Raw genomic sequence first — 25,559 nt, 5'->3', positions numbered from 1 at the left:
TCAGCGTGGTTGAATAAGTGATTTTTGTAGATCTTGCAGTAAATCTTGTTTTTGCTGCGGTTGCTTGGGTTGTTCTGCCTGGGGAATAAATAGCGTTAATTGCGTGCCAGGCTTTAAAATGCTTGAGGCACTTAAGTTGTTCCATTTAGCTAAATCGCTGTGCGGCACTTCGTAAAGCTGGCTAATGCTCCACAAGCTATCGCCTTGTTTTACTTCATAGTCTATTTCTATGGTTGGGATCACGACTTCTTGAGGCTCCAAATATGGACTAATTTGATAATCTATAGTGAGCGATTTGGGGAGCGTTTTAGGCTGTCCAACAAACAGTTTTTCACCTATCCCTATCATATTATTTTGTTTGCCATTGAGCTGCTTTAACGCGCTTACCGACATGCTAAAGCGCCTTGCAATACTGTATAGCGTATCATTTTTTTTAACGATGTATTCGCCTGCAAAATTAGACTTAAAAAACTGACTTTTTAACAGTGCCTCTTGGCCAATAGGTAAAAGCAATGAATGGGGACCATTAGGTGAACTCTGATTTTTTAAATAACCTTGGTTAAGCGCGTGCAACTGTTTTGAGCCAACCCCAGAGAGCTTAGCAATGACCGAAAAATCAAACTGTTGGCCAATGTTCATTAGGGTTGTTATTGGTTTATTAGCAAGTTTAGGGCGCTTAAAGCCTTTTTGCGGGTGCTTTACTAAGTAGCTTAGCGCTAACAGTTTAGGCACGTATTCGGCCGTTTCTTTTGGCAGCTTTAGAGAAAAATAATCGGTACTTTTACCGCGTTTTTTATTTCGCTCAATGGCTCGTTTAACTCGGCCTTCACCACTGTTATATGCCGCTAGTGCGTGAAGCCAGTCGCCATCAAAGCGTTTGTGTAAATAGCTAAGGTATTCAAGTGCGGCATCGGTGGAAGCAAGTACATCTTGTCGTCCGTCATACCACTGATCGGATTTAACCCCAAAATGATGTGCGGTGGCGGCCACTAACTGCCAAACGCCTACCGCTTGCTGCGACGAAGCAATGGTGGGTCTAAAATCACTTTCTACAAAAGGCAATAAAGCCAGTTCCATAGGCAGGCGTTTTTGCTCAATTTTTTTTACTATATGGTACAAATAAGGCGCGGCGCGTTTATTTACAGTGGGTAAATAGTTAGGTTGTTTTAAATACCAGTTAATGCGCTTTTTTAAGGCGCGATTTTGATACACCGTAAAATGTAGGTTGTTGGCAATATGCACCCATAGATTTTTAGCTTTCGCGGGGCGTTTTTTTACAACGTTTTTTTTTGCTTTTACCGGCGGGGCAGGCTTTGCTTGTTGTAATTGTTTTGGCTCTGCTGGCTCAAGGTCAATTTGGTTTTCGTAGCTTGGCTCAAAGTGAGTGAAAATCTGTGGTGCTTCAACAGGCTCTGCATTTTCTGTGGAGCTGCAACCAAACATTAAAATACACGCAAAAATTAAACACAATCCGCGAATTATCATCTCTTTTAAAAGTACCTTTATTTGTTAACACTATTCCGTGTGCTGAGTTAATTGAGCGCGCTTGAGCCCTGCTTGTAAAAATAATTGGCTCGATTTTGTATTTAACGCTTCTTGTTTGTACGGCGCTAATACATCCACAGGGAAACTGTTGATTAGCTCATCAAGTGATTGTTTTTTATTGTTTTTAACATGGGTAGTTAAATTTGTTAAAAACAATAAAGGTTGCTGAAGTTGCGTTTTTTTAAGCACCTCGCCGTGGCCGGGAAGTATTGTACGCAAATTAGGCTGATTAATATAGCGTTTGAGTAGGGCTTGCCAATTTTGTAATTGACCGTGACCAGGGTAGGGTAGCCAATCCACAATATCGCCGCCTATTAGCAGCGCGCCATTATTGGTACTGAGCGTTAAATCGCCGTTTGTATGGGCTTTTTCGGGCTTTATTTGTACGGCAAAGTTCCCTAAATCAATACTTTGTGGCTCACTAATTACAGTTGTAGGTGATTCTAAGTTATAGGTTTTCCAACGTAAAAAACGCTGTTTAGCTAAAGAGAGCTTTTCGCGCCACTGTGTTTGCTGTTGTTCGGGCAATGTGGCTAAGCGCTGATAGCTCAGTTCTATACTTTTTTCATAGCCTGCTAACTTATCATCGTACGCCTGCTGGTATGTGGCAAAGTTATCGGCTACTTGCTTATGCACTATTAGCTGTGCTTTTGGAAAGGCGTTTTGTAATACGGCCATGCCTAGCAAGTGGTCGTCATGAAAGTGGGTCGCTACTAAATAACATAACGGGGTTTTAAGGCGTTTTTTTAACTGTTTTGCCAGTGCTTCAACGGCTGCAAAGTTCCCGCTTGCATCAACCATTAGTGCGCATTGTTCGCCCTCTATGAGCACTTGGTTTGAATCGTAAAAGCGTAGCTTATTTTGTTGTTTTAAAAATTGCACATTGTCGTTAATTTGCTGCCAAGTAACCGCTGCCTGAGTAGATTGAGAAAATAGGCTAAGGGTAATAAAAAGAGCGGGGATTACAGTTACTAAAAGGGGTTTTAACGTCATTGTGTGTCTCTGCGCAACATTTATTTATTATCATAATAAACAAAAAGCGCACGGGGCGCTTTTTATTTTTTTGTTGGGTCACTCGCCAAGCATTGGCTGAGTTTATCAATGAGTTGATCTTGCTGTTGTTGCTCTACACTGGCGTGCGTTTTAGCTTCTAGTAACTCATGGCTAAGTGTAAGTGCTGCTAAAAGTATCGCTTGTTGTTCGTTGCGAACTGATGAGCGTTGCTTTGTTTGCTCAACCAAGTCATTTAAATTTTTTGCTGCTGCTATTAATGCATCTTCTTGCCCAACAGGGCATGCAAACTGCTGCTCTTTACCTAGCAACTCAACTGTGACCCGCTGGTTTTGCAGCTCAGACATTAGCTTGCCTGTTGTGCGCTTTGTAGTTTATCAAGTAAGCCTGTTAACGTAGAGCTAGCATCTTTTTGCTTTTCTTCGTTTTCAAGGGCTTCTAGTTGTAAAATTTCGTTTTCATCACTTAGCTTTGCATTTTGCTCTTTTAAGCTAGCAACATCCGTTTGTAATTGGTTGTTGCGCTCGATAAGCGAGTCAATCAGTTGTTCGAGTTGTTGAAGAGTTGTGTTGTTCATAAAGGCGCTCATATAACTGTAATTAATGTCATGCAAATGTAAAGCAAAGTGTGTTGTTTTGCCAGCATTTACGGTGGTTTTAGCACAATTTTATTGTTTATTAAGTGATAATTCAGGGTAGGGGCTTTTTTGTTCATAAATGGTTCACTTAACTGCGCGCTTAGCGGTGAATAGGTTGCCAAAATACGGAGCTTGTGGTTCACTGCCGATATTAAATTGCGTATAGCGAAAATCATCCATGCTTAGTTACAGACACTCTTTTCATGCAGGTAACCCTGCCGATGTGCTTAAACATTTAGTACTTGCACAGGTACTTCAATATCAAACCATTAAAGATAAACCCCTCGATTACATTGATACCCACTCTGGTGCGGGGTTTTTTGAGTTAAGTTCATCAGATGCGCAAAAAACACAAGAATACAAAGAGGGCATTGCTAAGCTTTGGCAGCATAGCAGTGAGCACGAGGCGCTAAACGATTATATTTCATTAATTAAATCGTTTAATGATGGGGATGAGTTGGCGTTTTACCCCGGTTCGCCAAAAATTGCTGAGCATTACCTGCGCCGCCAAGACAAAGGCTGGTTTTTTGAATTACATCCGCGCGATTTGCAGTTACTTGAGCAAAACATGCAAGGTAAGCGTTCTATTCGCGTACGTGGCGAAAACGGTTTTGTCGGATTAATAGGGTTACTTCCGCCTGCTTCGCGCCGAGCATGTGTACTTATTGACCCGCCTTACGAGATTAAAGACGATTACGATACAGTTGTTACCACGCTGATAAAGGCGCAGCAGCGTTTTGCTACAGGTACTTATATGATTTGGTACCCTGTTGTTGATAGAGAGCGTATCAATAATATGGAGCAAGGTCTGATTGAGTCGGGCATGCGTAATATTCAATTATTTGAACTAGGTACTGAGGCTGACACTGACGTACACGGTATGACTGCCTCAGGCATGATAGTGATTAACCCGCCCTGGAAATTAAAGCAAACAATGGATAACGTGCTACCTGAGCTTGTTAAGCTTTTAAGTAAACCTAGCGGCTTTTACCGAAGCGAGCAGTTAGTAGATGAATAGTGTGTGAGAGTATTTAAATACGCGCACTAAAAAGCCCAGTTTAACTGGGCTTTTACTTAATTAAAATAGACCGCGTTAAAGGTGGCAAGCGTGTTGCCACTGCTATCTTTTAATTCTAAAGACTCGCCTTCTATAGCCCATTTTTGTGTGTTATTGAGCATGTTTAACATCGCTGCTTCTTGCTCCATGCTTTGCGAACACATTTTTTTTGTGCTTGCTAATTGGCTAAACGATATTGAATGTTGCTCTGTACTGTAGCTGCCGCTGACGTTATTACATCCTAAAAAGCCGTTAACACGGTTGTCTTTATCAAATTGTATGAACGGCTCTTTTGTTCTTACACTGACTGTTTGTGCATTAATTGTCACTGCCTTCCAGTATGTATTTGCAAGCGTTACATCACTTTTAGGTGAGGCGACTCTTTCAAGCTCAATTTCGTGAAGGATCCCTGATTTTGCATTTTTAAAAGGGTTGTACTGCCTTGTGCTGGTATAAAGAACCTTGTCTTTATTAATGATTCTGGCTGTGAGGCTGTAGCGGTGTTTATCAACAATGTTGTTGTCATCATACGCAAGCTCTACGGTATACGGTGGCGCTTTGTTTATATCTAGGATTTGTTGGGTGATTATTTCGGCTTTTACGTCTGCTTTTGATACATCCGATAGCGTTACGATCAGTTGCGACCCTGGGCGTGGCATACTGCGATCTTTATAGCTTACTTGAGCGGTCAATCCCATCACGTTTTTTTCTTGTGCTGTAGATTGTGACTCGTTAGCGGGTTTTTCACAGCCCGCTAATGTGAATGCACTTAGTGCTAATAAACCTAAGCTTGTAAATATGCGTTGTTGAAACCTCAATTGATGTTTAGCCATGCTTGCGCTCCTTATTCCTGTATTGCTGGTAAGTGTAGGGGGAGGGAGCTTAATCATGGCTTAATTTTTAAGGCATAAAGAGGCGCTAATGCGCCTTAGCATAAAGCTATTTTTTGACAAACTTAGTTAAAATAACAATGCGTTGGCCCTCTACACGCCCTTCAATATGCTCAGGGTTACTTGTTAAGCCTATGTTGCGTACTGCTGTGCCGCGTTTGGCGGTCAAGCTACTGCCTTTCACATCTAAGTCTTTAATTAGCGTAACGGTATCGCCAGCTTGAAGTACTACGCCGTTACTATCTACATGTTTTATATCGTCATCTTCAGCAAGGGCTTTTTTGGCCCACGCAAGTGTGTCTTCTTCAAGGTAAATCATATCTAGCGCATCTTGTGCCCAGCCACTATCAACAGCTAAGCGTGTAAGCATTCTATAGGCTACCACTTGTACGGCAGGCGTTTGGCTCCACATGCTGTCGTTTAAACAGTGCCAATGTGTTGGGGTAAGCTCGCTGTTGTTTTCTATTTGATCTTTACAGGTTTGGCAGGTGTAAATGCATTTATCTGAGTGGGTTTCGGTAACAGGAGGTACTTCGTAAACAGATAAGTGTTCGGTTGCGCTGCACAATTCACACTGATTATTGCTGCGCTCGATTAAGGCTTTTTCAATACTCATAAGGCATTCTTATATAGGAGGAGGTTTACATTTGGCCGTATTATACCCCAGTGGCGGCTCAGGGCGATACTAATCCCTTAAGTTTTGTGCGGGTATTGGCTCTATGTACTTATCTTCGATACGTTTTATATAACCATTGCTGTGTAAGTAAGCAATTGCTTGGTTTATTTTAGGCAATAGGGCTTTATGCTTAGCTAATAACCGTACTCTTAAATATCCGTGCGAATGCTGTGCGCCAAACCCAATTTTAATATTTAACTGCTTAGACCAATACGCTGCGGTGTGAATCCCCATAATGGCAACATCAATACGCGCTTTAGATAATGCAATTAGTAGCTCTTTTTCAGAGGGAAAGTCGACGCGATTATATTTTTCATCATCGTGGTAATCGTAACCAAGTACGGTACCAACCTCTTTCGAATATAAACTTTGTTCAGTTTGATACTGCGCCACTTTATTAGGTAAAGCTATAATCATTTCAGTTGCGGGGATCAGCGGGTCTGAAAAAACATAGTAAGGATTATCCCGCTCGTTTTGGGCTAACCATTTTAAAGAGAACACATCAAAATCTATAAAGCCGTTTTCTAAATACTTGGCAATGCGTTTGGTGGGTAGCTCCACATGATTGACGGTAATATTTGCCTGCGCCATTAAAGCGGTAATAATTTCTGGCAAAATACCAGGGTTTTCTGGGTTACTGGTGTAAAAAGGGTAATGGCTGCCCGATGCACTAACATTATAGTTAAGCTCTGGCTGGCTTTGCTCTGCATTGGCAAATGTAGCAAGGTGGGCAATAAATAAGAATAAAAACAACTTTAAAAAAAACAAATAAATAACCTTTGCTAAACTTTTATGAGTGAGTGCTATGTAATTTAGCTTTACATGCAAGGATTCTAGAATCTTCATGGTAGTTGAATTACAGTATATAACTTAATTGTAATAAACAACGTTAAATAAGATAGGTTTTTATAAGTGAACCCTACAAATATTTTTGAGAACGGGCAAAAGCTAACGCAGTTTGTTGCAAGGCAACCTATTTTTGATGCACAGCAGAATGTGTTTGCCTATGAGCTACTTTATCGCGATTCAGCCCATAACGCATTTCCTGTGGGGACTTCTGATGAGCAAGCAACTAGCCGCTTATTTTTTAATACATTAATGATGTTAGGGCCAGATAAACTTACAGCACATCACTTAGCGTTTATTAATCTTTCTTCCGCCACTATTTTAGAAAACTTTCCAAAATTGCTAGTGCCCCAAAATTGTGTGTTAGAAATCGTTGAGCGTACAAACAAAATAGCAGAGGTTACTCAACGCGTTAAAGCGCTCAAGCAAGAGGGGTACAGGTTTGCTTTAGATGATTACGATGGTGACGATAAGTGGGCGCCATTACTTGCGCATGTTGATTACATCAAAATTGAAATGGACGATGTAATAATTAAGACCAATATGCGGATAAAAAAAATTAAACGCGCTAACCCGCATGCAAAAGTGATTGTTGAGCGCATAGAAACACATGCGCAATTTCATTCGTTAAAAAAAGCGGGTTGCGATTTATTTCAGGGTTACTTTTTTGCACGTCCTGAAATGATCACCTACAAAGATGTGGAGCCGGGCAAAGTGATTGTGTTTGATTTACTGCGCTTTACGGCAAAAGAATCTTTATGCTTTGATGAAATACAAAAGCAAGTAGCCAGAGATGTAGCCATTACAGCGCGTGTATTAAAGTTAGCTAATGCCCGCTCGAGTAGTACCAAATTAACCATTACCTCTATATCGCAAGCGGTTGTGTATTTAGGAGAGGATAGCATCAGGCAGCTAGTTCGCGTTTTAGCACTGAGTGAGTTAGGCGCTGATAAACCGACAGAACTTACAAAGCTTGCGTTAACCAGAGCCCAGTTTATTGCGCTATTGTTAGGTCAGAGTTATCCAAAATTGGTTGGCCAAGGCTATTTGGTTGGGCTATTTTCGGTAATGGATGCAATTTTAGATACAGACCTTGAAGCTATTGTTAAAGAATTTTCGTTAGATGAAAGTATTGCCCAGGCATTATTAAACAATGAGGGCATTTTAGGGCAAAGCCTTGCGCTTATTAGAGCGTTTGAACTAGATGAAATGGATAAAATAGCGACACTAATGCCAGCAATAAACAGTGATCTGCATATAGGGCATATTTTTAATTATGTGCTTGATGCAGTGCTGTATAGTGACGAAATTATTGAGGCTATAGCAGAATAAATATGCGTAATTGGTTATCTATTTTAAGTATTGTGGTTGCATTAGGGCTGTTATTCCCAGGGGTTACTAAGCCCGTATTGACGATTGAGGGTAACATTGATAAATCGCAACTGGCTAAGGTTGGGATAGACATGTTAGCCGAGGAAGGCGATGGCCGGACCCGCAGTATGTTAATGATGTTCTCTAGCATGTTAGGGCTTGATAAATTAGAAGGTGAAATAAACGCGTACAATAAAACCCAAAGTATATGGGGGACTATTAATGAGCTGGCTAGCAATAATAATTTATTTGTAGCGGTGCTTGTTGGGTTGTTCTCTATTGTGATTCCATGTTTAAAGCTACTGATGCAATTGCTGTATTGCTGCTTGTCGGCCAGCGTATTTAAAAATAAGTTAGGTGTAGTTATTTGCGCGCTGAGCAAGTGGAGCATGGTGGATGTGTTTGTTATTGCGTTAATAGTGACTTATTTGGCAGGCAATGCACATGGCCAAAGTAGCGATTTACTCATTATGCATAGCACGTTTGGCGAGGGGTTTTGGTATTTTAGTGCTTATTGTATTTTTGCTATTTTAGCGAGTAGCTTAATTACCCCGCCTAAAAAAGAAAATTAATTATTTGAGTTCGCTCAACAACTCAAATATTATTATTGGGTAATTTACTTAATAGGCTTAGTTTTGCAGCGTTTTTACTCAAATTTGCTCGTTGTTGTGATGTTACTCACGTTTGTGGGGCAAGCCGTCGCGTCTGTAAATCAGCAGTGCGAAATGCCACATATGAGCCTATCAGCAAAGCATGCCACACATGTAATGAGCGAGAGTAAATTGCCTACAGGTATGATGGAAATGGATTGCTGCAATGATGAAGCCGATATTCAAAGTGAGTGTCATTGCCCAATAAATGGCTGTGGAAGCAGCTCTATTCTAACGTACCCAGCCTTATTTACTGCTTTTTCGTTATCGAGTGAAAAAGTTACCCTGTTTAATAGCGGTCTCTCCTCCCCTCCCAGTAATACCTTATATCGCCCTCCTATGTTTGCTTAAACGCAGAATAGGTGTGATACCAATCGACCTGATTATTAAGCCATTTAGCGTGCCAAATAAAGCGTTAACAGCGTTATAAACCTCTCATGTAGAACACCTACATGGCGATGTTTATGCCTTGTTATCACTGTATTTAACTGTTGCTATAAATACTCAATAACTCATTACCATTGGTATGCGTGAAATTTAGCTATATTGGCTTAAAGCGCCTGTTCTGCTTGTTAATTTAAGATTTTTATTTTTAATTTTAGATGGAGCAGGCAATGACCCGCACTGTAATTTTTAAAGCTGTATTACTAAGTGCCACCTTATTTGGTGCTGTATTTAATAGTGATGCCATAGCAAAAGTACCCACCCTTAATTTAACGGATGCCATAAACATGGCGCTCAATAACGAGCCGTGGCTGAGCGCCAGTGAGCAAAAGCAAGCCGCCGCCACAGCGCAAAGTATTGCTGCAGGTACTTTACCAGACCCAGTACTGAGCATAGGTTTACAAAGCGTACCCGTAGATGGCTTTGCGTTTGATCAAGAAAACATGACGCAGTTAAAACTGGGTATAAGCCAAAGCTTTAGCCGTGGTAATAGCCTGGCACTTAGCCAGCAAGCAATAAAAGAAGAAGCACTTGAGCAGCCGTGGCTGAGGGCGCAGCGAAAGGCGCAAGTAAAAGCGAGGGTGATGGAACTGTGGTTAAATGCCTACAGAGCACAGCAAAGTATTGCGTTAATTGAACAAGATAAAGCATTGTTTACCCAGCTAATTGAAGTTACCGAAGCCAGTTACTCCAGTAGCTTAGGCAAAACCCGCCAACAAGATATTATTCGCGCACAATTGGAACTCACACGCCTTGAAGATAAACTGATTGTATTAGCACAGCAGCTAGACGCCGCTAAACAAGGATTAGCTCAGTGGTTACCACACAGCATATTACGTCAACCATTAAGTGACACTTTTACAGTCCCAACCCCGCTAACACAATTTATTGGCTTAGGCTTTAATGAGCTGATTAAGTTACTTATGGCGCACCCCTCTATGGTGGCAATAGATCAGCGTATAGCCGCTAAACGCACACAAGTGAGCCTTGCTAAACAGAGCTATAAGCCACAACTTGGCGTAAATATGGGTTATGGCTACCGCGCTGATAATCAATTTGGTGAATCGCGTGCTGATTTACTTTCGGTTGGCGTGAGTATTGATTTGCCTTTATTTACCGACAACAGGCAAGATCAGCAAGTTAAAGCCGCTATTGCCACTGTAGAAGCCATTAAAACCGACAAACGCGTGGCGCTACAAAATCTAAAAGGGGAGTACTTTAAAGAGGTTAGCCAGCTTGAGCGAATTAAGCAGCGCCATACGCTTTATCAAAACACATTATTACCGCAAATGTCGCAACAAGCGCAGGCTACTTTAAACGCGTACACCCGTGATGATGGCGACTTTTCTGATGTTATGCGTGCGCGTATTAGTGAGCTAAATGCCAAAATAGATGCGCTTAATATTCAAATAGACAAACATATTATTATTGCTCGCCTAAATTATTACGCAGCCAGTTTAGACTCGCTAGTAATGGCTGAGTTACGAGGGTAAAAAATGAAAACGAACTTAAAATACCTTGTAGCACTGCTTACTGGTGCCGCGTTAATGTTTATTGCTAATCGCTGGCTGATTAATGACACAGAGCACTTAGCCACAACCGCTGATAGTAAAAAAGCGAAGCCGTTGTATTGGGTTGCGCCAATGGACAGTAATTATAGGCGTGATGAGCCAGGCCTGTCGCCAATGGGCATGGAGCTAGTACCTGTGTATGCAAACACTGAAAACGACAGCCCAGGTACTATAAAAATATCACCTGAAGTGGTTAATAACTTAGGCGTTAAAACCAGTAAAGTGCAAGTTAAAACGCTGCAAAGCAATATTAATACAATCGGTTATGTGCAATACAACCAAGACCAGGTAACCCATATTCATCCCCGAGTAGAAGGCTGGATAGAAACGTTATTTGTAAAAGCGCAAGGGGAGCCCGTTAGTGCTGGTGAGCCTCTTTACACGCTTTACTCTCCTGAGCTTGTGAACGCGCAAGAAGAGTTTTTACTCGCAGTAAATAGAAAAAACAGTGTATTGCTTCGGGCTGCCAAAGCGCGTTTAGAATCGCTAAATGTGTCTGATGGCTTTATAGAACGCTTAGAAAAAAATAAAAAAGTGATGCAAAACATTACGTTTTACGCGCGTCAAAGTGGCGTGCTTGATGAGCTTAATATACGTGAAGGTTTTTATGTTAAGCCCGGCACCTCAATGATGAGTATCGCTAAATTAGAGCAAGTATGGGTAGAGGCAGAAGTATTTGAGCGCCAAGCAGCTTTAGTAACCAAAGGGCTCCCTGTGACGATGACACTTGATTACATCCAAGGTAAGCAGTGGCAGGGCGTAGTAGATTACATTTACCCAGCGCTTAATACTCAAAATCGTACTCTACGTGTAAGGCTGCGTTTTGAAAATACCGCCGGGCTTCTTAAACCTAATATGTTTGCTCAAGTAAGCATTCACACACACAGTAACTCAGCGCAACTTGTTATACCTAAGCAAGCGCTTATTCGTACAGGTGCACAAAACCGAGTAGTACTTGCCCTAGGCAATGGACGCTTTAAATCCGTGGCAGTAAAGGTTGGGCAAATTAGTCAACAAGAGGTGGCTATTCTATCAGGCATTACCAAGGAGGATAGTGTTGTGACTGCTGCGCAGTTTTTAATAGACTCTGAGTCGAGTAAGGACTCAGACTTTGAGCGTATGAGCGCACCAAGCACTCAAGCGATAAGCAATATGCCTGATATGGAAATAGACAAGGCTGAAGCGGTTCAAACAGCCACAGTAATGGGGACCATAAATAATATAAACCCAGCCCAGCGGGTAATTAACATTAGTAGAGAGGCTATTGCTAAATGGAACAGAGGCCCCGCTACGATGGACTTTATACTTGCTAAAGCGCTTGATATTAATGCGCTTTCCCCTAATCAGCAGGTTAATTTTACCTTTAGCATTATCGACGGTGAATTTGTAATAAGCAAAATTGCTGAACACCCCACTGGCAAAGGCGTAGCTCATCACTCAATGCATGGGGAGTCATTATGATAGCTGCTGTTATTCGCTGGTCGATCGTTAATCGCTTTCTCGTTTTGTTGCTGAGTATTATTGTATTTGGCGCGGGTATTTACAGTGTTAAACAGACTCCCGTTGATGCGCTTCCAGATTTATCGGACGTACAGGTCATTGTTAAAACCAGCTACCCAGGCCAAGCGCCCCAAGTAGTGCAAGACCAAGTTACCTTCCCGCTTACTACGGCCATGCTGTCTGTGCCTGGCGCTAAAACGGTGCGTGGTTTTTCGTTTTTTGGCGACTCATATGTGTATATTATTTTTGATGAAAATACCGATATTTACTGGGCCCGCAGCCGCGTTCAAGAGTATTTAAGTCAGGTAGAAAGCCGCTTGCCGCCTAGCGCAAAAGCGCAACTTGGACCCGATGCCACAGGAGTGGGTTGGGTTTATTTATATGCGTTAGTTGATAAAACAAATCAGCTCAATACTAGCCAACTTCGTAGCTTGCAAGATTGGTTTCTAAAATTTGAACTACAAAGCGTTGAAGGGGTATCTGAAGTGGCCACTGTGGGTGGCATGATAAAGCAGTACCAAGTGGTTGTAGACCCCATTAAGTTACGTGCTCATGACCTTCCTCTTAGTTTGATACAAACGGCTATTAGCCAAGGTAATCAAGAAACTGGCGCCTCAGTAATCGAAATGGCTGAAGCTGAATACATGGTAACCAGCACAGGTTATATTAAAAGTGTCGCCGACTTAGAAGCCATTCCATTAGGAATTAATGCCCAAGGAAGTGCATTACAATTACGAGATGTAGCAAATGTACGCTTAGGCCCACAAATGCGACGAGGCATTGCAGAGCTTAATGGCGAAGGCGAGGTTGCGGGTGGCATTGTGGTGATGCGTTATGGCGAAAACGCCCAAGAAACGATTTCTCGGGTAAAAGCAAAACTTGAGTCATTAAAACAAGGGTTACCCGAAGGGGTTGAAATAATACCGGTTTACGACCGCTCCACGTTAATAAAAAGCGCGGTCGATAACCTGAGCAGTAAATTGTTTGAAGAGCTCATTATTGTTGCCTTAGTGTGTGTGGTATTTTTATTTCATGTGCGCTCATCGCTGGTGGCTATTATAACCTTGCCTATGGGTATATTAATGGCTTTTATTGTGATGTATTGGCAAGGTGTAAACGCGAATATTATGTCGTTAGGCGGGATTGCTATTGCCATTGGCGCAATGACAGATGGTGCTATTGTAATGATAGAAAACATGCATAAACATATGGAAAAAACGCCACTAACCAAGCAAAACCGTTGGCAAATAGTGACTAAATCGGCCACGGAGGTCGGCCCTGCGTTATTTTTTAGTTTACTCATTATTACAGTAAGTTTTATGCCTGTATTTATTTTAGAGGCGCAAGAAGGGCGCATGTTTGCCCCGCTTGCTTATACAAAAACGTATGCGATGGCAGCCTCTGCCGGTTTAGCGATAACCTTAGTGCCGGTGCTAATGGGCTACTTTATTCGGGGTAAGGTCATTTCTGAGCATAAAAACCCTGTTAATAGAGCCTTGGTTGCAGGGTATAAACCGCTGTTAGCCACCGTACTTAAATTTCCAAAAAGTACGTTATTTATTGCATTTATAGTGACGGTTATAGGCTTTTATCCGGTATATAAAATAGGCAGTGAGTTTATACCTTTGCTAGATGAAGGCGACTTAATGTATATGCCAACAACTTACCCAGGGCTTTCTATTGGTGAAGCACGAAAAATTTTACAGCAAACAGACAAGCTCATAGCCTCAGTGCCAGAAGTAAAAACTGTATTTGGCAAAATAGGGCGAGCTGATACCGCTACCGACCCCGCACCGCTGACAATGATTGAAACCTTTATTCAATTTAAGCCCAAATCACAGTGGCGAGAGGGCATGACGAAGCAAAAAATTAAAGCCGAGCTAGAAAGCTTAGTTGCATTACCGGGCCTTACAAATGCGTGGGTTATGCCAATAAAAACACGGATTGATATGCTTGCCACCGGTATTAAAACGCCCGTAGGTATTAAAATTGCAGGCCCAAGCTTGTTAGAAATTCAAAACATTGGGCAGCAAATTGAGCAGTTGTTAAAAGATGTGCCTGGCACAGCCTCTGTGTATTCAGAGCGTGTGGCCACAGGGCGTTATATTAAAGTGGATATAAACCGCGAAAAAGCAGCACGGTATAATCTAAATATAGCCGACATACAACAGGTTGTAGCCACTGCCATTGGCGGCTCAAACGTGACTGAAACAATTGAAGGGCAACAGCGTTACCCGGTAAATTTACGCTACCCGCAGCGCTTTCGTTCTTCGCCTGAAGATTTAAAATTATTACCTATTATTACACCATCAGGACAACATATTGCACTTGGTGATGTTGCTAAAGTATTTATTGAAGATGGCCCTACCGGCATTAAAAGCGAAAACGCGCGTTTAAATGGGTGGAGCTTAATTGATATTAAAGGCAGTGATATTGGCAGCTATGTAGCACAAGCACAGCAAGTACTTAGCGATAATCTACAATTACCTGCTGGTTATTCAATTACGTGGGCAGGGCAGTACGAATACATGCAACGCGCAAAAGCAAAGCTTACTTATGTGATACCGCTTACACTCGCGATTATTGTAATACTGCTATACCTTAATTTTAAATGCCTAAGCGAAGTACTTATTATTATAGCCACCCTTCCTTTGGCTATGGTGGGCGGCATTTGGCTAATGTACTTTGAAGCGTTTAACTTTTCGGTGGCAGTGGGTGTAGGGTTTATTGCATTGGCTGGTGTTGCCGTAGAAATAGGCGTCATTATGCTTGTATATTTAAACCAAGCTTATACAGCGCAACAACAGCAGTGCGAGCAAACCGAAACTGCATTTAACTTACAAGCGCTACAACACGCTATTATGCAAGGTGCAGGGCTAAGAGTGCGCCCCGTAATGATGACGGTAGCGACAATTATTGTTGGTTTATTACCTGTTTTATACGGTACAGGCACTGGCAGCGAAGTAATGAGCAGGATAGCTGCGCCTATGGTAGGCGGCATGTTAAGTGCGATTATACTTACATTATTAGTTATCCCTGCCGTGTATTTACTGTGGAAAAAGCGGCATATTTCTCATTAAAGCTCGGGGCAATGCGCTTTGTATTGCCCTATAAAAATTACCCGTATTTTGTAACTTGTACCAGATAAACCGCCTAGCTCCTCTTTTTTGTTATTTAATTCGTTGTTTTTAATAAAGTTTATGTTGGCACGTTTTACGCAACTCATCGCTTATACAGTCAACTCAGTAAGGAATGCACATGCAAGTTAAAACAATTAAAGAAGTGTACGATTGGACCGTTTTATTTCACACACAAATGGCGGCAAATTTTTACAGCGTTAAGGAGTTGCTTGACGAACGTAATGCAATGCTAGTGGACTATTATTTAGATTATGAAAAAAAGTTAGCTGAAGACCTAGTTGGCTTTAAAGCAATTACTGAGATCAATACTTTAGATACTTACAGCTACGAATACTTTGCAGATAACCCCGAGCTAATTACGTTTAAGGATATAAGCAAAGACCAAGAGTTTGATGAAAAGGTTATTCAAAATTATCTCTCTGAGCAGCATAAAAAAGTAATCGAACTTTACGAATACTTATTAGAGCGCGCAGAAACAGAAAACGGTAAAGAAAAGCTCGAGCAAATTTTAGAGCTCGAGAAGCAAGGCATTAAGCAAATGATGCAAAGCTCAAACCGCCATATGGATATGTAAGCCCAACATGTAAAGGCTCGCTTTAAGCGAGCTTTTTATTACTAAATGCACTCAAACTCAATCCCCGCTTTTTTTAAATAGAGTTGTTCTTGCTCAAGATCCGCTTGAAGTAGAGTATGCTCTTGCAAGTAGCCATTACTAAATTTAATAAACAACCCTAAGTTGCTTGCGCTTATTACCATATCAGGCTTTAAGCTAACTTGGCGTTTTTGATTAAATAAAATAGCTAAGCGTAAAATAACAATAAGCTTAAGTACGTGCTTTTGAGAAATAGTTAAAAACTCTGGCAGCTCAGTTAGTTTAATTTTTTTACGATAAAAGCGAATAAGTGAGCTTAAAATAAGTTGCTCTTGCTGCGTAAAACCGGGTAATTGACTATTTGCCACTATATAAGCGCTGTGTTTGTTAATGCCTGAAGAGTTAATGGATAAACCAATTTCATGTAATTTTGCTGCCCACGTCAGCAACGCAACATCATCGTTGTTATCTAGATACCACACATTTTTTAGCTGTTTATAAAGCCAAATAGCCGTATCCGCAACACGTGCTGCGTGTGTTTTATCAGCGGTGTAGCGCTCACTTAAATTATTAATAGTGTTTGAGCGAATATCCTTGTCGGCCAGCTTCTGCTGCATTTCGTGCAGTAACCCTTCTCGTAATGAAAAGTCGCTATAGGTAAGCTCTTTAATGGCAAACTCTGTAAATATTGCGATTAAAATTGCTAAGCCACCACATATACTTTGTTGGCGCTCAGGTGTGAGCCCTGCAATAGTTAAGTTATCAATGTGTTTAGCACTAATGCACTGCCCTTTTAAAGTGAGTAAATTGTCAAAGGTGATTTTAGGCTGTTGCGTATTGGCAGTGTTTATTATCGCTAATATTGATTTTATAGTGCCTGAGGTACCAATTACTGACTGCCAATTTTCATTTACATAAGTAGAAAAAATAGCCTCGAGCTCTTGCTCGGCTTTTATTTGCGCTTTGTTAAAGCGTTTGGCCGTTATTTTACCATCGCTAAAAAACTGCTTAGTAAAGCTTACGCAACCCATATTGCGACTAGATAAAAGTTTATGCTTAAAATGTTTACCTATAATAAGCTCGGTACTGCCGCCGCCAATATCGATCACTAAACGGTTTTCTTCATTATGAATATAATGTGCTACACCTTGATAAATAAGGCGCGCCTCTTCTTGTCCAGCGATTACATCGATATGGAAAGGAAACACATTACTTGCTTGTGCTAAAAAGGCATTAATATTTTTAGCTCGCCTAAAGGTGTATGTAGCCGCCACTTTTACGTTACTGGCAGGAAAATCGTGCAACGTTTTAGCAAATTGCTTTAGCACCACTAAAGCACGACCGATGGCTGCCTGGCTTAAGCGAAACTTGTCATCTAATCCATCAGCTAAATAAACGCGTTGTTTTTCTTTATGTAGAATTTGCAAAGTGCCGTTCACTTCCCGAGCAACCACTAAATGAAAGCTATTGGAACCTAAATCAACGGCAGCAATGGAAGGATGATCATTCATTATAATAAGTGTGTTCCCATTTTTTTAGATAATCGTAAATAGCTATTTGAGAGCGAATTTTTTTACGGTTACCCCGTCTTACATAAGCGTTTTTTTGTTCGCTATCAATAATACGTGCTTTGGTACGGTCTTTAAATTGTAGCTCTAATATATCAATTATGAGCCGTTTTAACTTAACATCTAATATAGGCACGCCTACCTCAACACGGTGATCTAGGTTACGTGTCATCCAATCAGCAGAGGATATAAATACTTTTTCATCGCCATTATTTCCAAATACCATGACCCGAGGGTGCTCTAAAAAGCGGTCAACGATACTAATTATCTTAATATTGTCGCTAAGTTGAGGCATACCAGGAATAAGTGAGCACATGCCACGTACAATAATTCTAATTTTAACCCCTATTTTGCCAGCAAGGTAAAGCCTATCTACCAGCTCTTTATCAGCGAGGTTGTTTACTTTTACAGTAATTTTGCCCGGTTTGTTGTTATTAACATGGTCAATTTCGTTATTGATTAAATTAAGCAGCGTTTCACGGGCATTTATTGGCGAAAGCATCAGGTGGTCAAATTTAAAGGGTTTATAACTGCTCTCTATAAATCTAAATACGCTGTCGCTTTCTTCACAAATGCCAGTGTGGCGAGTAAATAAGCTAAAGTCAGTGTAAATTTTGGCTGTTTTTTCATGAAAATTGCCTGTGCCTATATGAGCGTATTTTACTATTTGGCCTTTTTCTTTACGGTGCACGACACATAATTTGCTGTGCACTTTTAATGCGGGTATACCAAAAATCACTTTAATACCTGCACTGCTTAGCACCTTTGCCCATTCAATATTATTTTGCTCGTCAAAACGTGCTTTTAACTCGACCATAACGGTCACTAATTTTCCGTTTTTAGCGGCATTAATTAATGAAGAAATTAACCTAGACTTACTCGCTACACGATAGATATTTACCTTTATTTGTGTAACTTTGGGGTCAAATGCCGCTTGGCGCACATATTCAAGCACATGGTTAAAGGTATGATAGGGGTAATAAAGTAAAATATCTTGCTCACTAATGGCATCAAATACACTGGCGTGCTTTTTAAATGCACTACTTTGCAATGCGGGAAGGGGTTTGTTTTCTAAATATTGGCGCCCTACATTAGGGAACGTTATAAAGTCTCTAAAATTACGATAACGCCCCCCAGGAATTAACGCATCATGATGCGTGACACCGAGGCGCTTTTTCATCACTTTGAGCATGCTTTCAGGCATGGCTTGATCGTAAACTAACCTTACCGGCTCGGCATAAATACGTTGTTTTAATCCTTTGGACATTTTATCAAGCAAGCCAGCTTCTAGTTCATCATCTAGGTTGTACTCGGCATCGCGGGTTAATTTTATTGCATAACCGGCAATGCTTTTATAGGAAAAAAAACTACTAAATACATCATTTAAAAAGTAAGTGATTACATCGTCAAGCATCACAATAGTTTTATGGCGGCGGGTTTTTTCTGGAGGCAGGTTTATAAAGCGATCAACCCTGTCGGTGGGTACCTCAAGCATGGCGTAATAACTTTTTTCATCACTCATTTCTACAAATAGGTAGGTCATGGTGTCGTTTATATAGTCGGAGTAATCTTTGTTTTCGTTTAGTAAAATAGGAGAGGTGTGCTGTAGAACGTGCTCATGAAAATAATTTTTTAGCCAGTTTAAATGAAACACGCTTAGCTCATCAGGGCGGCTCACGTGAATATTATGATGGTTTAGGTCGGTAAGTACTTGCTGATGAATGTGGTTAAACTTTTTACCTAACTGACGCACTTTTTTTTGTATCTCGCTAAGTAGTATTTCGTCTTCTTCAAAGTTAGCATCGGGGAGTTTATTTAGTAAAATTCGGCGTTTTACCTCTGCAACACGTACTCTAAAAAACTCATCTAAGTTATTAGAAAAAATACCTAAAAAACGCATGCGCTCGATAATTGGGTTATTTTTATCTTTAGCTTCTTGAAGCACACGCTCGTTGAATGACAGCCAGCTTAGCTCTTTGGCAAAATATTCAGTTGTTTGAGAGGGAGTTATGTGGGCATTCATCTCTATTCCATTATTAGGATATGCTTTAAGTTTAATTTGGGCTGTGTATACGCTTAGGGGAATTGCAATGTAAAAAGCGATAACACGAGTAATAATCAGCCCTTTTTATTTAAATTTACGCCAGTTAGATGACATAAAAATGACTGCCGTGTCATTTTTATGTCAAGGGCGTGCTAGTTTAGGCCTCTTCAATATCTACAATTAAGTCACTGGTAATTGATTCAAGCGCATCAATCACTTCTTCTTTGTTCATACCGCTGGGTAAAGTAACCGTGGCGACAGCACTAAAAATAGGCACTCCCCAATTTGGCGCGCTCTGCTGTCTTGAGTTTAAATGAGTGATGCTTGCGCCTTTATGGCGTATTACACTTGCCAGCTCTTGTACAATACCAGGTCGGTCGTTGCCGGTAATAACAAAGTTTATTTGTTCTTTGCTGCTTGGCTCTACCTCTGTGTTGCCGGTTTCAATACGTACATCGAGTTTAGGTAAGGCATTTAATGCATTTTGTAATGCTTCAAAGTGTTCCTGGGCTACTTCAACCTGAATAATACCTGCAAAGTGACCAAGTAAGTGGCTTAAATTACTGCTTAGCCAGTTTCCCTTATTTTGCAAAATAACAGATGAAATGCTTTCTACTAATCCGGGCCGGTCTTGCCCTAAAATGGTGATCACCAACTGCTTCATAAATAGCTCTCTCTAAGCCTGAAAATGTAAATGCGTAGGCATTAATTATGTGTAATGTTTCTATCAATGTAGGGGGTAAAATAAACGCATAGAAAACTACTCGTTTATTACTACTTATTTGTATATTTATCGTTGTATTTTTTTAGCTTAAGCGCTGTTGTCTTCATTCGTTATACATAGTTTTAGTATTGTCTGCGTTAAATTGTTTGTCCAATAAAAGCACAAATTAGTTCCTACAAAAACATAAATCCACACTGAATCAATTAACAATTTTATAGCACTTTTGATAATAAGTGTCATCGTATTGTGCTTTCTGCTCAGGAACGCCCAGTTTTCACTCGCTTTGAGCAGTACGTATTTCGTTTAACCATAAAAGTGTAAATAGGTAATGCGTAATAAACGTATAAATATAGATGAGCTAAATACTGCAAAGCGCGCTATTGAGTACCTAATAAAGGGGCTGTTTTAAAGCCTTGCAGCGGGTATTTATTACATCTGTAACATTACTGTCATCTTGATGAAATATAATTCGCGCAACAACAGAATTAAAGGGTGTGTTGATGACTTCCAATCCGAATAAGCCGACTTTAAATACGGATCGAAGCCGTCTATTTAAAGACCGGTTTGCAAAGTGGGGTATTTCCGCAGGCGGAGTAATGGTATTAATAGCATTGTTATTAATATTCTTTTACCTTCTTTATGTGGTACAACCAATTTTTGAGTCAGCAAAAGTAGAAAAGCGTAACAGCTTTAACGTTACTAATGCTGATCAAATCGTGGGCTTAGGTGTTGAGGAACAAACAGAGGTTGCCTTTTTGCTATCCCAGCAAGGCGAGGTCATTTTTTATAGTGTGCAAGATGGCAGCTTTGGTCAAAAGCTTAAAACATTAAGCGCTAAGCTACCAAGTGATGCATCAAGCTTTGCAAACAGTGCGCCGTTTCAGGGGCATTATGCGTTTGGCTTAGAAAATGGCTCAGTGATGCTTGTCGCACCTAAGTTTTTAGTCACTTTTCCAAATAATCAAAGAAAGCTAACACCGCGTCTAGATTACCCTCTTGGCGAAATGGCATTAGAAGTTGACGATCAAGGTGCAGCCATCAAGCGCTTTGCATTTAGCCATTATGAAGATAAAACAGCTGTTGTTGCTTTAACCGAAGACAAGCGCGTGTTGTTTAGCAGCTTTGTGGCTGAGGAAAACATGTTCACTGGTGAAGTTGAATGGGTAGTTGAGCGCACCGAACTTGATGTAAATGGGCGTATAGACGAGCTATTAATTTCGCCGGATACCACCCGAACTTTTGTGCGTTCAGCTAATCAAATTTATGTTTACGATACCCGCTATCCAGATGATGTAGAACAGATCCAGTTACTGTCAGCTAATGAAGAAAACGCTAATATAGTATCAGCCCAGCTGCTTGCTGGTGCTAACTCGCTAATGTTGGCAAACGACAATGGTGAAGTCTCGCAGTGGTTTGAGGTGAACACGGATAGCGGTCGTGAGTATCAAAAAATTCGCTCGTTTGAAACAACGAAGCAAAGTAAGCTGAATATTTTCACTGAGTTTTATCGTCGTACTTTCTTTACAACAAGTAGTAACGGTGAGTTAGGTATTTATTACACCACAAGCGAGGCAAAACTTTGGCAAGGTAAAGTCAGTGAAGGTGAAATTAAAAACTTTGCTATAGCCCCACGTTCAAATGCAGCGCTAATTTTAGCCGATAACCAACTAACCGTATTAGAGATTCATAATGAACACCCAGAGGTTACATGGTCAGCCCTGTGGCAAGAGGTATGGTACGAAGGTTACCCAGAGCCAGGCTACATTTGGCAATCTACCTCAGCAAGCGATGACTTTGAGTCTAAATTTTCTTTAGTTCCTATTTCGTTTGGTACCTTAAAAGCTGCGCTGTACGCCATGCTGTTTGCAGTGCCTATTGCGCTCTCTGCTGCTATTTACACCGCATACTTTATGTCGAGTGAGCTACGTAGAGTGGTAAAGCCGACCGTCGAAATTATGGAAGCTCTGCCTACAGTAATACTCGGATTTTTAGCTGGCCTGTGGTTAGCGCCACTTATAGAAGAGCACTTACCTGCCATTGTTGGTTTACTTATTTTATTGCCATTAGGTGTATTAGCCACCGCACTAGGCTGGACTAAGTTACCAGCGAGTATTCGCCATAAAATCCCTGAAGGGTCACATTCTATTCTGCTAATTCCGGTCGTGTTATTTATTGGCTGGCTGTCGTTCGCGATGAGCGAAACAGTCGAGCTTTGGATGTTTGATGGAAATGTACGTCAATACTTAACCAATGAACTTGGTATGACGTTTGACCAACGTAACTCGTTAGTTGTGGGTATTGCGATGGGCTTTGCGGTTATTCCTACTATTTTTTCGATTGCGGAAGATGCCGTATTTAGTGTGCCTAAACACTTATCAAATGGTTCACTTGCACTTGGTGCTACACAATGGCAAACGCTAGTGCGTGTTGTACTACTTACAGCAAGTCCAGGCATTTTCTCTGCTGTGATGATGGGCCTTGGCCGTGCAGTAGGCGAAACCATGATTGTATTAATGGCAACCGGTAATACGCCGATTATGGATTGGAGTATTTTCCAAGGTATGCGTACTTTAGCTGCAAACATTGCGGTAGAAATGCCTGAATCAGAAGTAGGCAGCTCGCACTATAGAATACTATTCTTAGCAGCATTTGTACTATTCATATTCACCTTTGTTTTCAACACAGTGGCTGAGTTTGTTCGTCAGCAGCTGCGTGAAAAATACAGCTCAATGTAAGTGGAGAGACACGACATGGTAAAGCAGTGGTTTAAGTCTGGTTCTCCTTGGATTTGGATGACAGGCGGTGCAGTAAGCATCAGCTTAATCTCAGTTCTTGGTTTATTAGCAATGATAGCTTGGAAAGGGTTAAGCTTTTTCTGGCCATCGGAGGTGGTTCAATTTGAGCTAGAAGGGTCTATTTCAAAACAAACCATAATTGGTGAAGTTTACGACCGAGAGCTCGTACCTACGGCACGTTTAGCGGCAACCGGTATTGATGTTTCAGGCTTTAATAAAGATGAAGTTGAGCGCCTACTTATAAAAACAGGTAACCGCGAATTTGTAGATTTAGATTTTCGCTGGATATTAGAAACTGATATTACTGAGCAAAGTACACCGGCTACGCTTGCTGTATTTGAGCGTAGTAAAAACGGTAACTTTTATGGTTACATCGAAGGTGTAATTAAAGATGGAAAGCCGGTTACTGGCGATAAAATCGAAACCTTACATGAGTTAGTAGAACGTGCGGTTGATTTAAACGATGAAGCGCTTGATTTACAAAATGGCGAAATTGGTCATATTAACTACGAGCTTGAGCGTTTACGCCTACAAGAAAAAGCCTACCTACTTGATGACGAGCTAACTGATGAGCGTGTTGCTGAGCTTGCCCAGGCACGTGCCGAGTTACGTAATGAATACGCAGTACTTGAAAAAGAGCTATTTTCACTGCGTAAAAAAGCCAAGCGTGACCAAGTATTAGTTAAAGATATGCGCGGTGAAGTGGTCACCATTCCACTGTATCAAGTACTTGATGTTTGGCTGCCGAACGACATGGGCTTTTTCTCAAAACTAGGCCATTACTTTGTTCAATTGGGTAAGTTTGTATCAGACGACCCACGTGAAGCTAACACCGAAGGCGGCGTATTTCCTGCAATATTTGGTACTGTATTTATGGTAATGCTGATGGCTGTTATTGTGACTCCATTTGGCGTAGTTGCTGCAATTTACTTGCATGAATACGCAGCTAAAAATGCAGTAACTAAGATGATTCGTATTGCGGTAATAAACCTTGCCGGTGTCCCGTCTATTGTTTATGGCGTATTTGGACTGGGCTTTTTTGTATACATGCTTGGGGGAAGTCTGGACCAATTATTCTACCCCGAAGCCGCACCAACACCAGTATTTGGTACACCCGGTGTAATGTGGTCGGCACTTACATTAGCTATTCTTACATTACCGGTTGTTATTGTATCAACTGAGGAAGGCTTATCACGTATTCCAAGTACAGTACGCGATGGTTCATTAGCGCTTGGTGCCACCAAGGTTGAAACCTTATGGCGAATTATTATTCCTATGGCAAGCCCTGCAATCATGACAGGTTTAATACTTGCTGTTGCGAGAGCGGCCGGTGAAGTTGCACCATTAATGTTGGTAGGTGTTGTAAAAATGGCCCCTACGTTACCCCTTGACGGTAACTTCCCATATTTTCACTTAGATAGAAAGTTCATGCACTTAGGCTTTCATATTTATGATGTAGGCTTTCAAAGCCCTAATGTTGAAGCGGCGCGCCCGCTGGTATACGCAACGGCCTTCTTATTGGTGTCGGTGATTATTACCCTCAACATAACAGCGATAGGCATACGTAATCATTTACGTGAAAAATTCAGATCGCTTGAACACTAATTAGTAAAGAATTATAGGTAACAAACATGATTACAGTCGCTCCACAAGTAAACCAAGCTAATACAGGCTTAAAGTTAGACTTAGAAAACTTAACTGATGACCAAAAAGCGTTAGAGATTAAGGACCTTGATCTTTACTATGGTGAAAAGCAAGCGCTTAGCAAAGTGAATATGAATATTCCTAAAGGTCAGGTAACCGCGTTTATCGGCCCATCGGGTTGTGGTAAATCAACCCTATTGCGATGCATTAACCGCATGAACGATTTAGTCGATGTGTGTCGTATTGAAGGTGAAATATTACTTCATGGTCAAAACATTTACGATAAAAAGGTCGATGTGGCCGCGCTTCGTCGTAACGTAGGTATGGTGTTTCAACGTCCTAACCCATTTCCTAAATCGATTTATGAAAATGTGGTTTATGGCCTACGCTTACAGGGTATTAAAGAAAAGCGTAAGCTAGATGAAGTAGTAGAGCAATCACTTCGTGGTGCGGCACTATGGGATGAAGTAAAAGACAGATTACATGATAGCGCATTTGGGCTATCGGGTGGTCAGCAACAGCGTTTAGTTATTGCCCGTTCAATTGCAATTGAGCCTGAAGTACTATTACTTGATGAACCAACGTCGGCACTTGACCCAATTTCTACATTGGTTATTGAAGAGCTAATTAACGATTTAAAAAATAAATTTACCGTAGTCATTGTTACGCACAACATGCAACAAGCTGCACGTGTATCTGATCAAACGGCCTTTATGTACATGGGCGAATTAATCGAATACTCAGATACTAATACCTTATTTACAACGCCTAGCAAAAAGAAAACAGAAGACTACATTACAGGCCGTTACGGCTAGTCCTTGCTTGGTTATTGTGAACGAATTTAAGAGAAGGTA

General features: G+C 41.0%; 21 protein-coding genes. 11 read left to right on the top strand and 10 right to left on the bottom strand.

Annotation, left to right across the window (positions count from 1 at the left end; all coding sequences use genetic code 11):
• From AN393_RS09595 to zapB, 4 genes are all read right to left on the bottom strand, one after another.
• A complete protein-coding gene (locus AN393_RS09595) occupies window positions 1–1,485 on the bottom strand; it encodes a LysM peptidoglycan-binding domain-containing protein (protein WP_408003143.1) in 1,485 nt (494 codons plus the stop codon).
• Window positions 1,486–1,515: 30 nt separating this feature from the next.
• A complete protein-coding gene (locus AN393_RS09590; RefSeq protein WP_055014679.1) occupies window positions 1,516–2,538 on the bottom strand; it encodes an MBL fold metallo-hydrolase in 1,023 nt (340 codons plus the stop codon).
• A gap of 62 nt (window positions 2,539–2,600) precedes the next feature.
• Window positions 2,601–2,903 carry a cell division protein ZapA gene (locus AN393_RS09585; RefSeq protein WP_055014680.1) on the bottom strand — a complete coding sequence of 101 codons (303 nt, stop codon included), beginning with the start codon at window positions 2,901–2,903 and terminating at the stop codon, window positions 2,601–2,603.
• Window positions 2,903–3,133, bottom strand: a complete 231-nt coding sequence (gene zapB, locus AN393_RS09580) for a cell division protein ZapB (protein ID WP_024031454.1) — start codon at window positions 3,131–3,133, stop codon at window positions 2,903–2,905. The genes AN393_RS09585 and zapB overlap by 1 nt, the downstream gene beginning before the upstream one ends.
• A 238-nt stretch (window positions 3,134–3,371) precedes the next feature.
• Between zapB and AN393_RS09575 the strand changes: the two genes are divergently transcribed.
• Entirely contained in the window at window positions 3,372–4,211 is an 840-nt protein-coding gene (locus tag AN393_RS09575) for a 23S rRNA (adenine(2030)-N(6))-methyltransferase RlmJ (RefSeq protein ID WP_055014681.1), read from the top strand.
• A gap of 56 nt (window positions 4,212–4,267) precedes the next feature.
• Here AN393_RS09575 and AN393_RS09570 read toward each other — a convergent pair whose 3' ends face one another.
• The 3 genes from AN393_RS09570 to AN393_RS09560 all read right to left on the bottom strand — a co-directional run bounded on the left by AN393_RS09570 (window position 4,268) and on the right by AN393_RS09560 (window position 6,584).
• Complete coding sequence (locus AN393_RS09570) at window positions 4,268–5,083, bottom strand: META domain-containing protein (protein ID WP_055014682.1); 816 nt, start codon at window positions 5,081–5,083, stop codon at window positions 4,268–4,270.
• Between the two features lie 106 nt (window positions 5,084–5,189).
• Window positions 5,190–5,756 (bottom strand): alkylphosphonate utilization protein, encoded by a 567-nt coding sequence (locus AN393_RS09565; RefSeq protein ID WP_055014683.1) that lies wholly within the window; start codon window positions 5,754–5,756, stop codon window positions 5,190–5,192.
• A 69-nt stretch (window positions 5,757–5,825) separates the two neighbouring features.
• Window positions 5,826–6,584: an ABC transporter substrate-binding protein gene (locus tag AN393_RS09560; protein WP_055014684.1), complete on the bottom strand. Its 759-nt coding sequence runs from the start codon at window positions 6,582–6,584 to the stop codon at window positions 5,826–5,828.
• A 144-nt stretch (window positions 6,585–6,728) separates the two neighbouring features.
• On the opposite strand from AN393_RS09560, the gene AN393_RS09555 reads away from it, so the two are divergent.
• The 7 genes from AN393_RS09555 to AN393_RS09525 all read left to right on the top strand — a co-directional run bounded on the left by AN393_RS09555 (window position 6,729) and on the right by AN393_RS09525 (window position 15,912).
• Complete coding sequence (locus tag AN393_RS09555; protein WP_055014685.1) at window positions 6,729–7,994, top strand: EAL and HDOD domain-containing protein; 1,266 nt, start codon at window positions 6,729–6,731, stop codon at window positions 7,992–7,994.
• A 2-nt stretch (window positions 7,995–7,996) separates the two neighbouring features.
• Entirely contained in the window at window positions 7,997–8,605 is a 609-nt protein-coding gene (locus AN393_RS09550) for a paraquat-inducible protein A (protein WP_055014686.1), read from the top strand.
• Window positions 8,606–8,668: 63 nt separating this feature from the next.
• Window positions 8,669–9,034: a hypothetical protein gene (locus AN393_RS09545; RefSeq protein ID WP_055014687.1), complete on the top strand. Its 366-nt coding sequence runs from the start codon at window positions 8,669–8,671 to the stop codon at window positions 9,032–9,034.
• Window positions 9,035–9,297: 263 nt separating this feature from the next.
• Window positions 9,298–10,620 carry a TolC family protein gene (locus tag AN393_RS09540; RefSeq protein ID WP_055017944.1) on the top strand — a complete coding sequence of 441 codons (1,323 nt, stop codon included), beginning with the start codon at window positions 9,298–9,300 and terminating at the stop codon, window positions 10,618–10,620.
• 3 nt (window positions 10,621–10,623) lie between these two features.
• Window positions 10,624–12,159, top strand: coding sequence for an efflux RND transporter periplasmic adaptor subunit (locus AN393_RS09535; RefSeq protein WP_055017943.1), 1,536 nt, complete (start codon window positions 10,624–10,626; stop codon window positions 12,157–12,159).
• Window positions 12,156–15,278, top strand: coding sequence for an efflux RND transporter permease subunit (locus AN393_RS09530; RefSeq protein WP_055017942.1), 3,123 nt, complete (start codon window positions 12,156–12,158; stop codon window positions 15,276–15,278). The genes AN393_RS09535 and AN393_RS09530 overlap by 4 nt, the downstream gene beginning before the upstream one ends.
• Before the next feature lie 178 nt (window positions 15,279–15,456).
• A complete protein-coding gene (locus AN393_RS09525) occupies window positions 15,457–15,912 on the top strand; it encodes a hypothetical protein (protein WP_055014691.1) in 456 nt (151 codons plus the stop codon).
• A 41-nt stretch (window positions 15,913–15,953) separates the two neighbouring features.
• On the opposite strand, the gene AN393_RS09520 is transcribed toward AN393_RS09525, so the two are convergent.
• The 3 genes from AN393_RS09520 to AN393_RS09510 all read right to left on the bottom strand — a co-directional run bounded on the left by AN393_RS09520 (window position 15,954) and on the right by AN393_RS09510 (window position 20,206).
• Window positions 15,954–17,441 carry an exopolyphosphatase gene (locus AN393_RS09520; RefSeq protein WP_055017941.1) on the bottom strand — a complete coding sequence of 496 codons (1,488 nt, stop codon included), beginning with the start codon at window positions 17,439–17,441 and terminating at the stop codon, window positions 15,954–15,956.
• Window positions 17,434–19,521 (bottom strand): polyphosphate kinase 1, encoded by a 2,088-nt coding sequence (gene ppk1, locus AN393_RS09515; protein WP_055017940.1) that lies wholly within the window; start codon window positions 19,519–19,521, stop codon window positions 17,434–17,436. The genes AN393_RS09520 and ppk1 overlap by 8 nt, the downstream gene beginning before the upstream one ends.
• Window positions 19,522–19,699: 178 nt before the next feature.
• Window positions 19,700–20,206 (bottom strand): glycine cleavage system protein R, encoded by a 507-nt coding sequence (locus tag AN393_RS09510; RefSeq protein WP_024031441.1) that lies wholly within the window; start codon window positions 20,204–20,206, stop codon window positions 19,700–19,702.
• A gap of 560 nt (window positions 20,207–20,766) precedes the next feature.
• On the opposite strand from AN393_RS09510, the gene AN393_RS09505 reads away from it, so the two are divergent.
• Genes AN393_RS09505 through pstB form a run of 3 tightly spaced genes read left to right on the top strand, consistent with a single transcriptional unit; the run spans window position 20,767 to window position 25,520 of the window.
• Window positions 20,767–23,001, top strand: a complete 2,235-nt coding sequence (locus tag AN393_RS09505; RefSeq protein ID WP_055014694.1) for an ABC transporter permease subunit — start codon at window positions 20,767–20,769, stop codon at window positions 22,999–23,001.
• A 15-nt stretch (window positions 23,002–23,016) separates the two neighbouring features.
• Window positions 23,017–24,666, top strand: a complete 1,650-nt coding sequence (gene pstA / locus AN393_RS09500) for a phosphate ABC transporter permease PstA (RefSeq protein WP_055014695.1) — start codon at window positions 23,017–23,019, stop codon at window positions 24,664–24,666.
• 26 nt (window positions 24,667–24,692) lie between these two features.
• Window positions 24,693–25,520 carry a phosphate ABC transporter ATP-binding protein PstB gene (gene pstB / locus AN393_RS09495; protein ID WP_055014696.1) on the top strand — a complete coding sequence of 276 codons (828 nt, stop codon included), beginning with the start codon at window positions 24,693–24,695 and terminating at the stop codon, window positions 25,518–25,520.
• The last annotated feature ends 39 nt before the right edge of the window (window positions 25,521–25,559 follow it).

Source organism: Pseudoalteromonas sp. P1-25 (genome assembly GCF_001401805.1).
Classification (GTDB): Bacteria; Pseudomonadota; Gammaproteobacteria; order Enterobacterales; family Alteromonadaceae; genus Pseudoalteromonas.
Note: the sequence above shows the minus strand (reverse complement) of the source record. Positions and strands in the feature narration are given on the sequence as shown.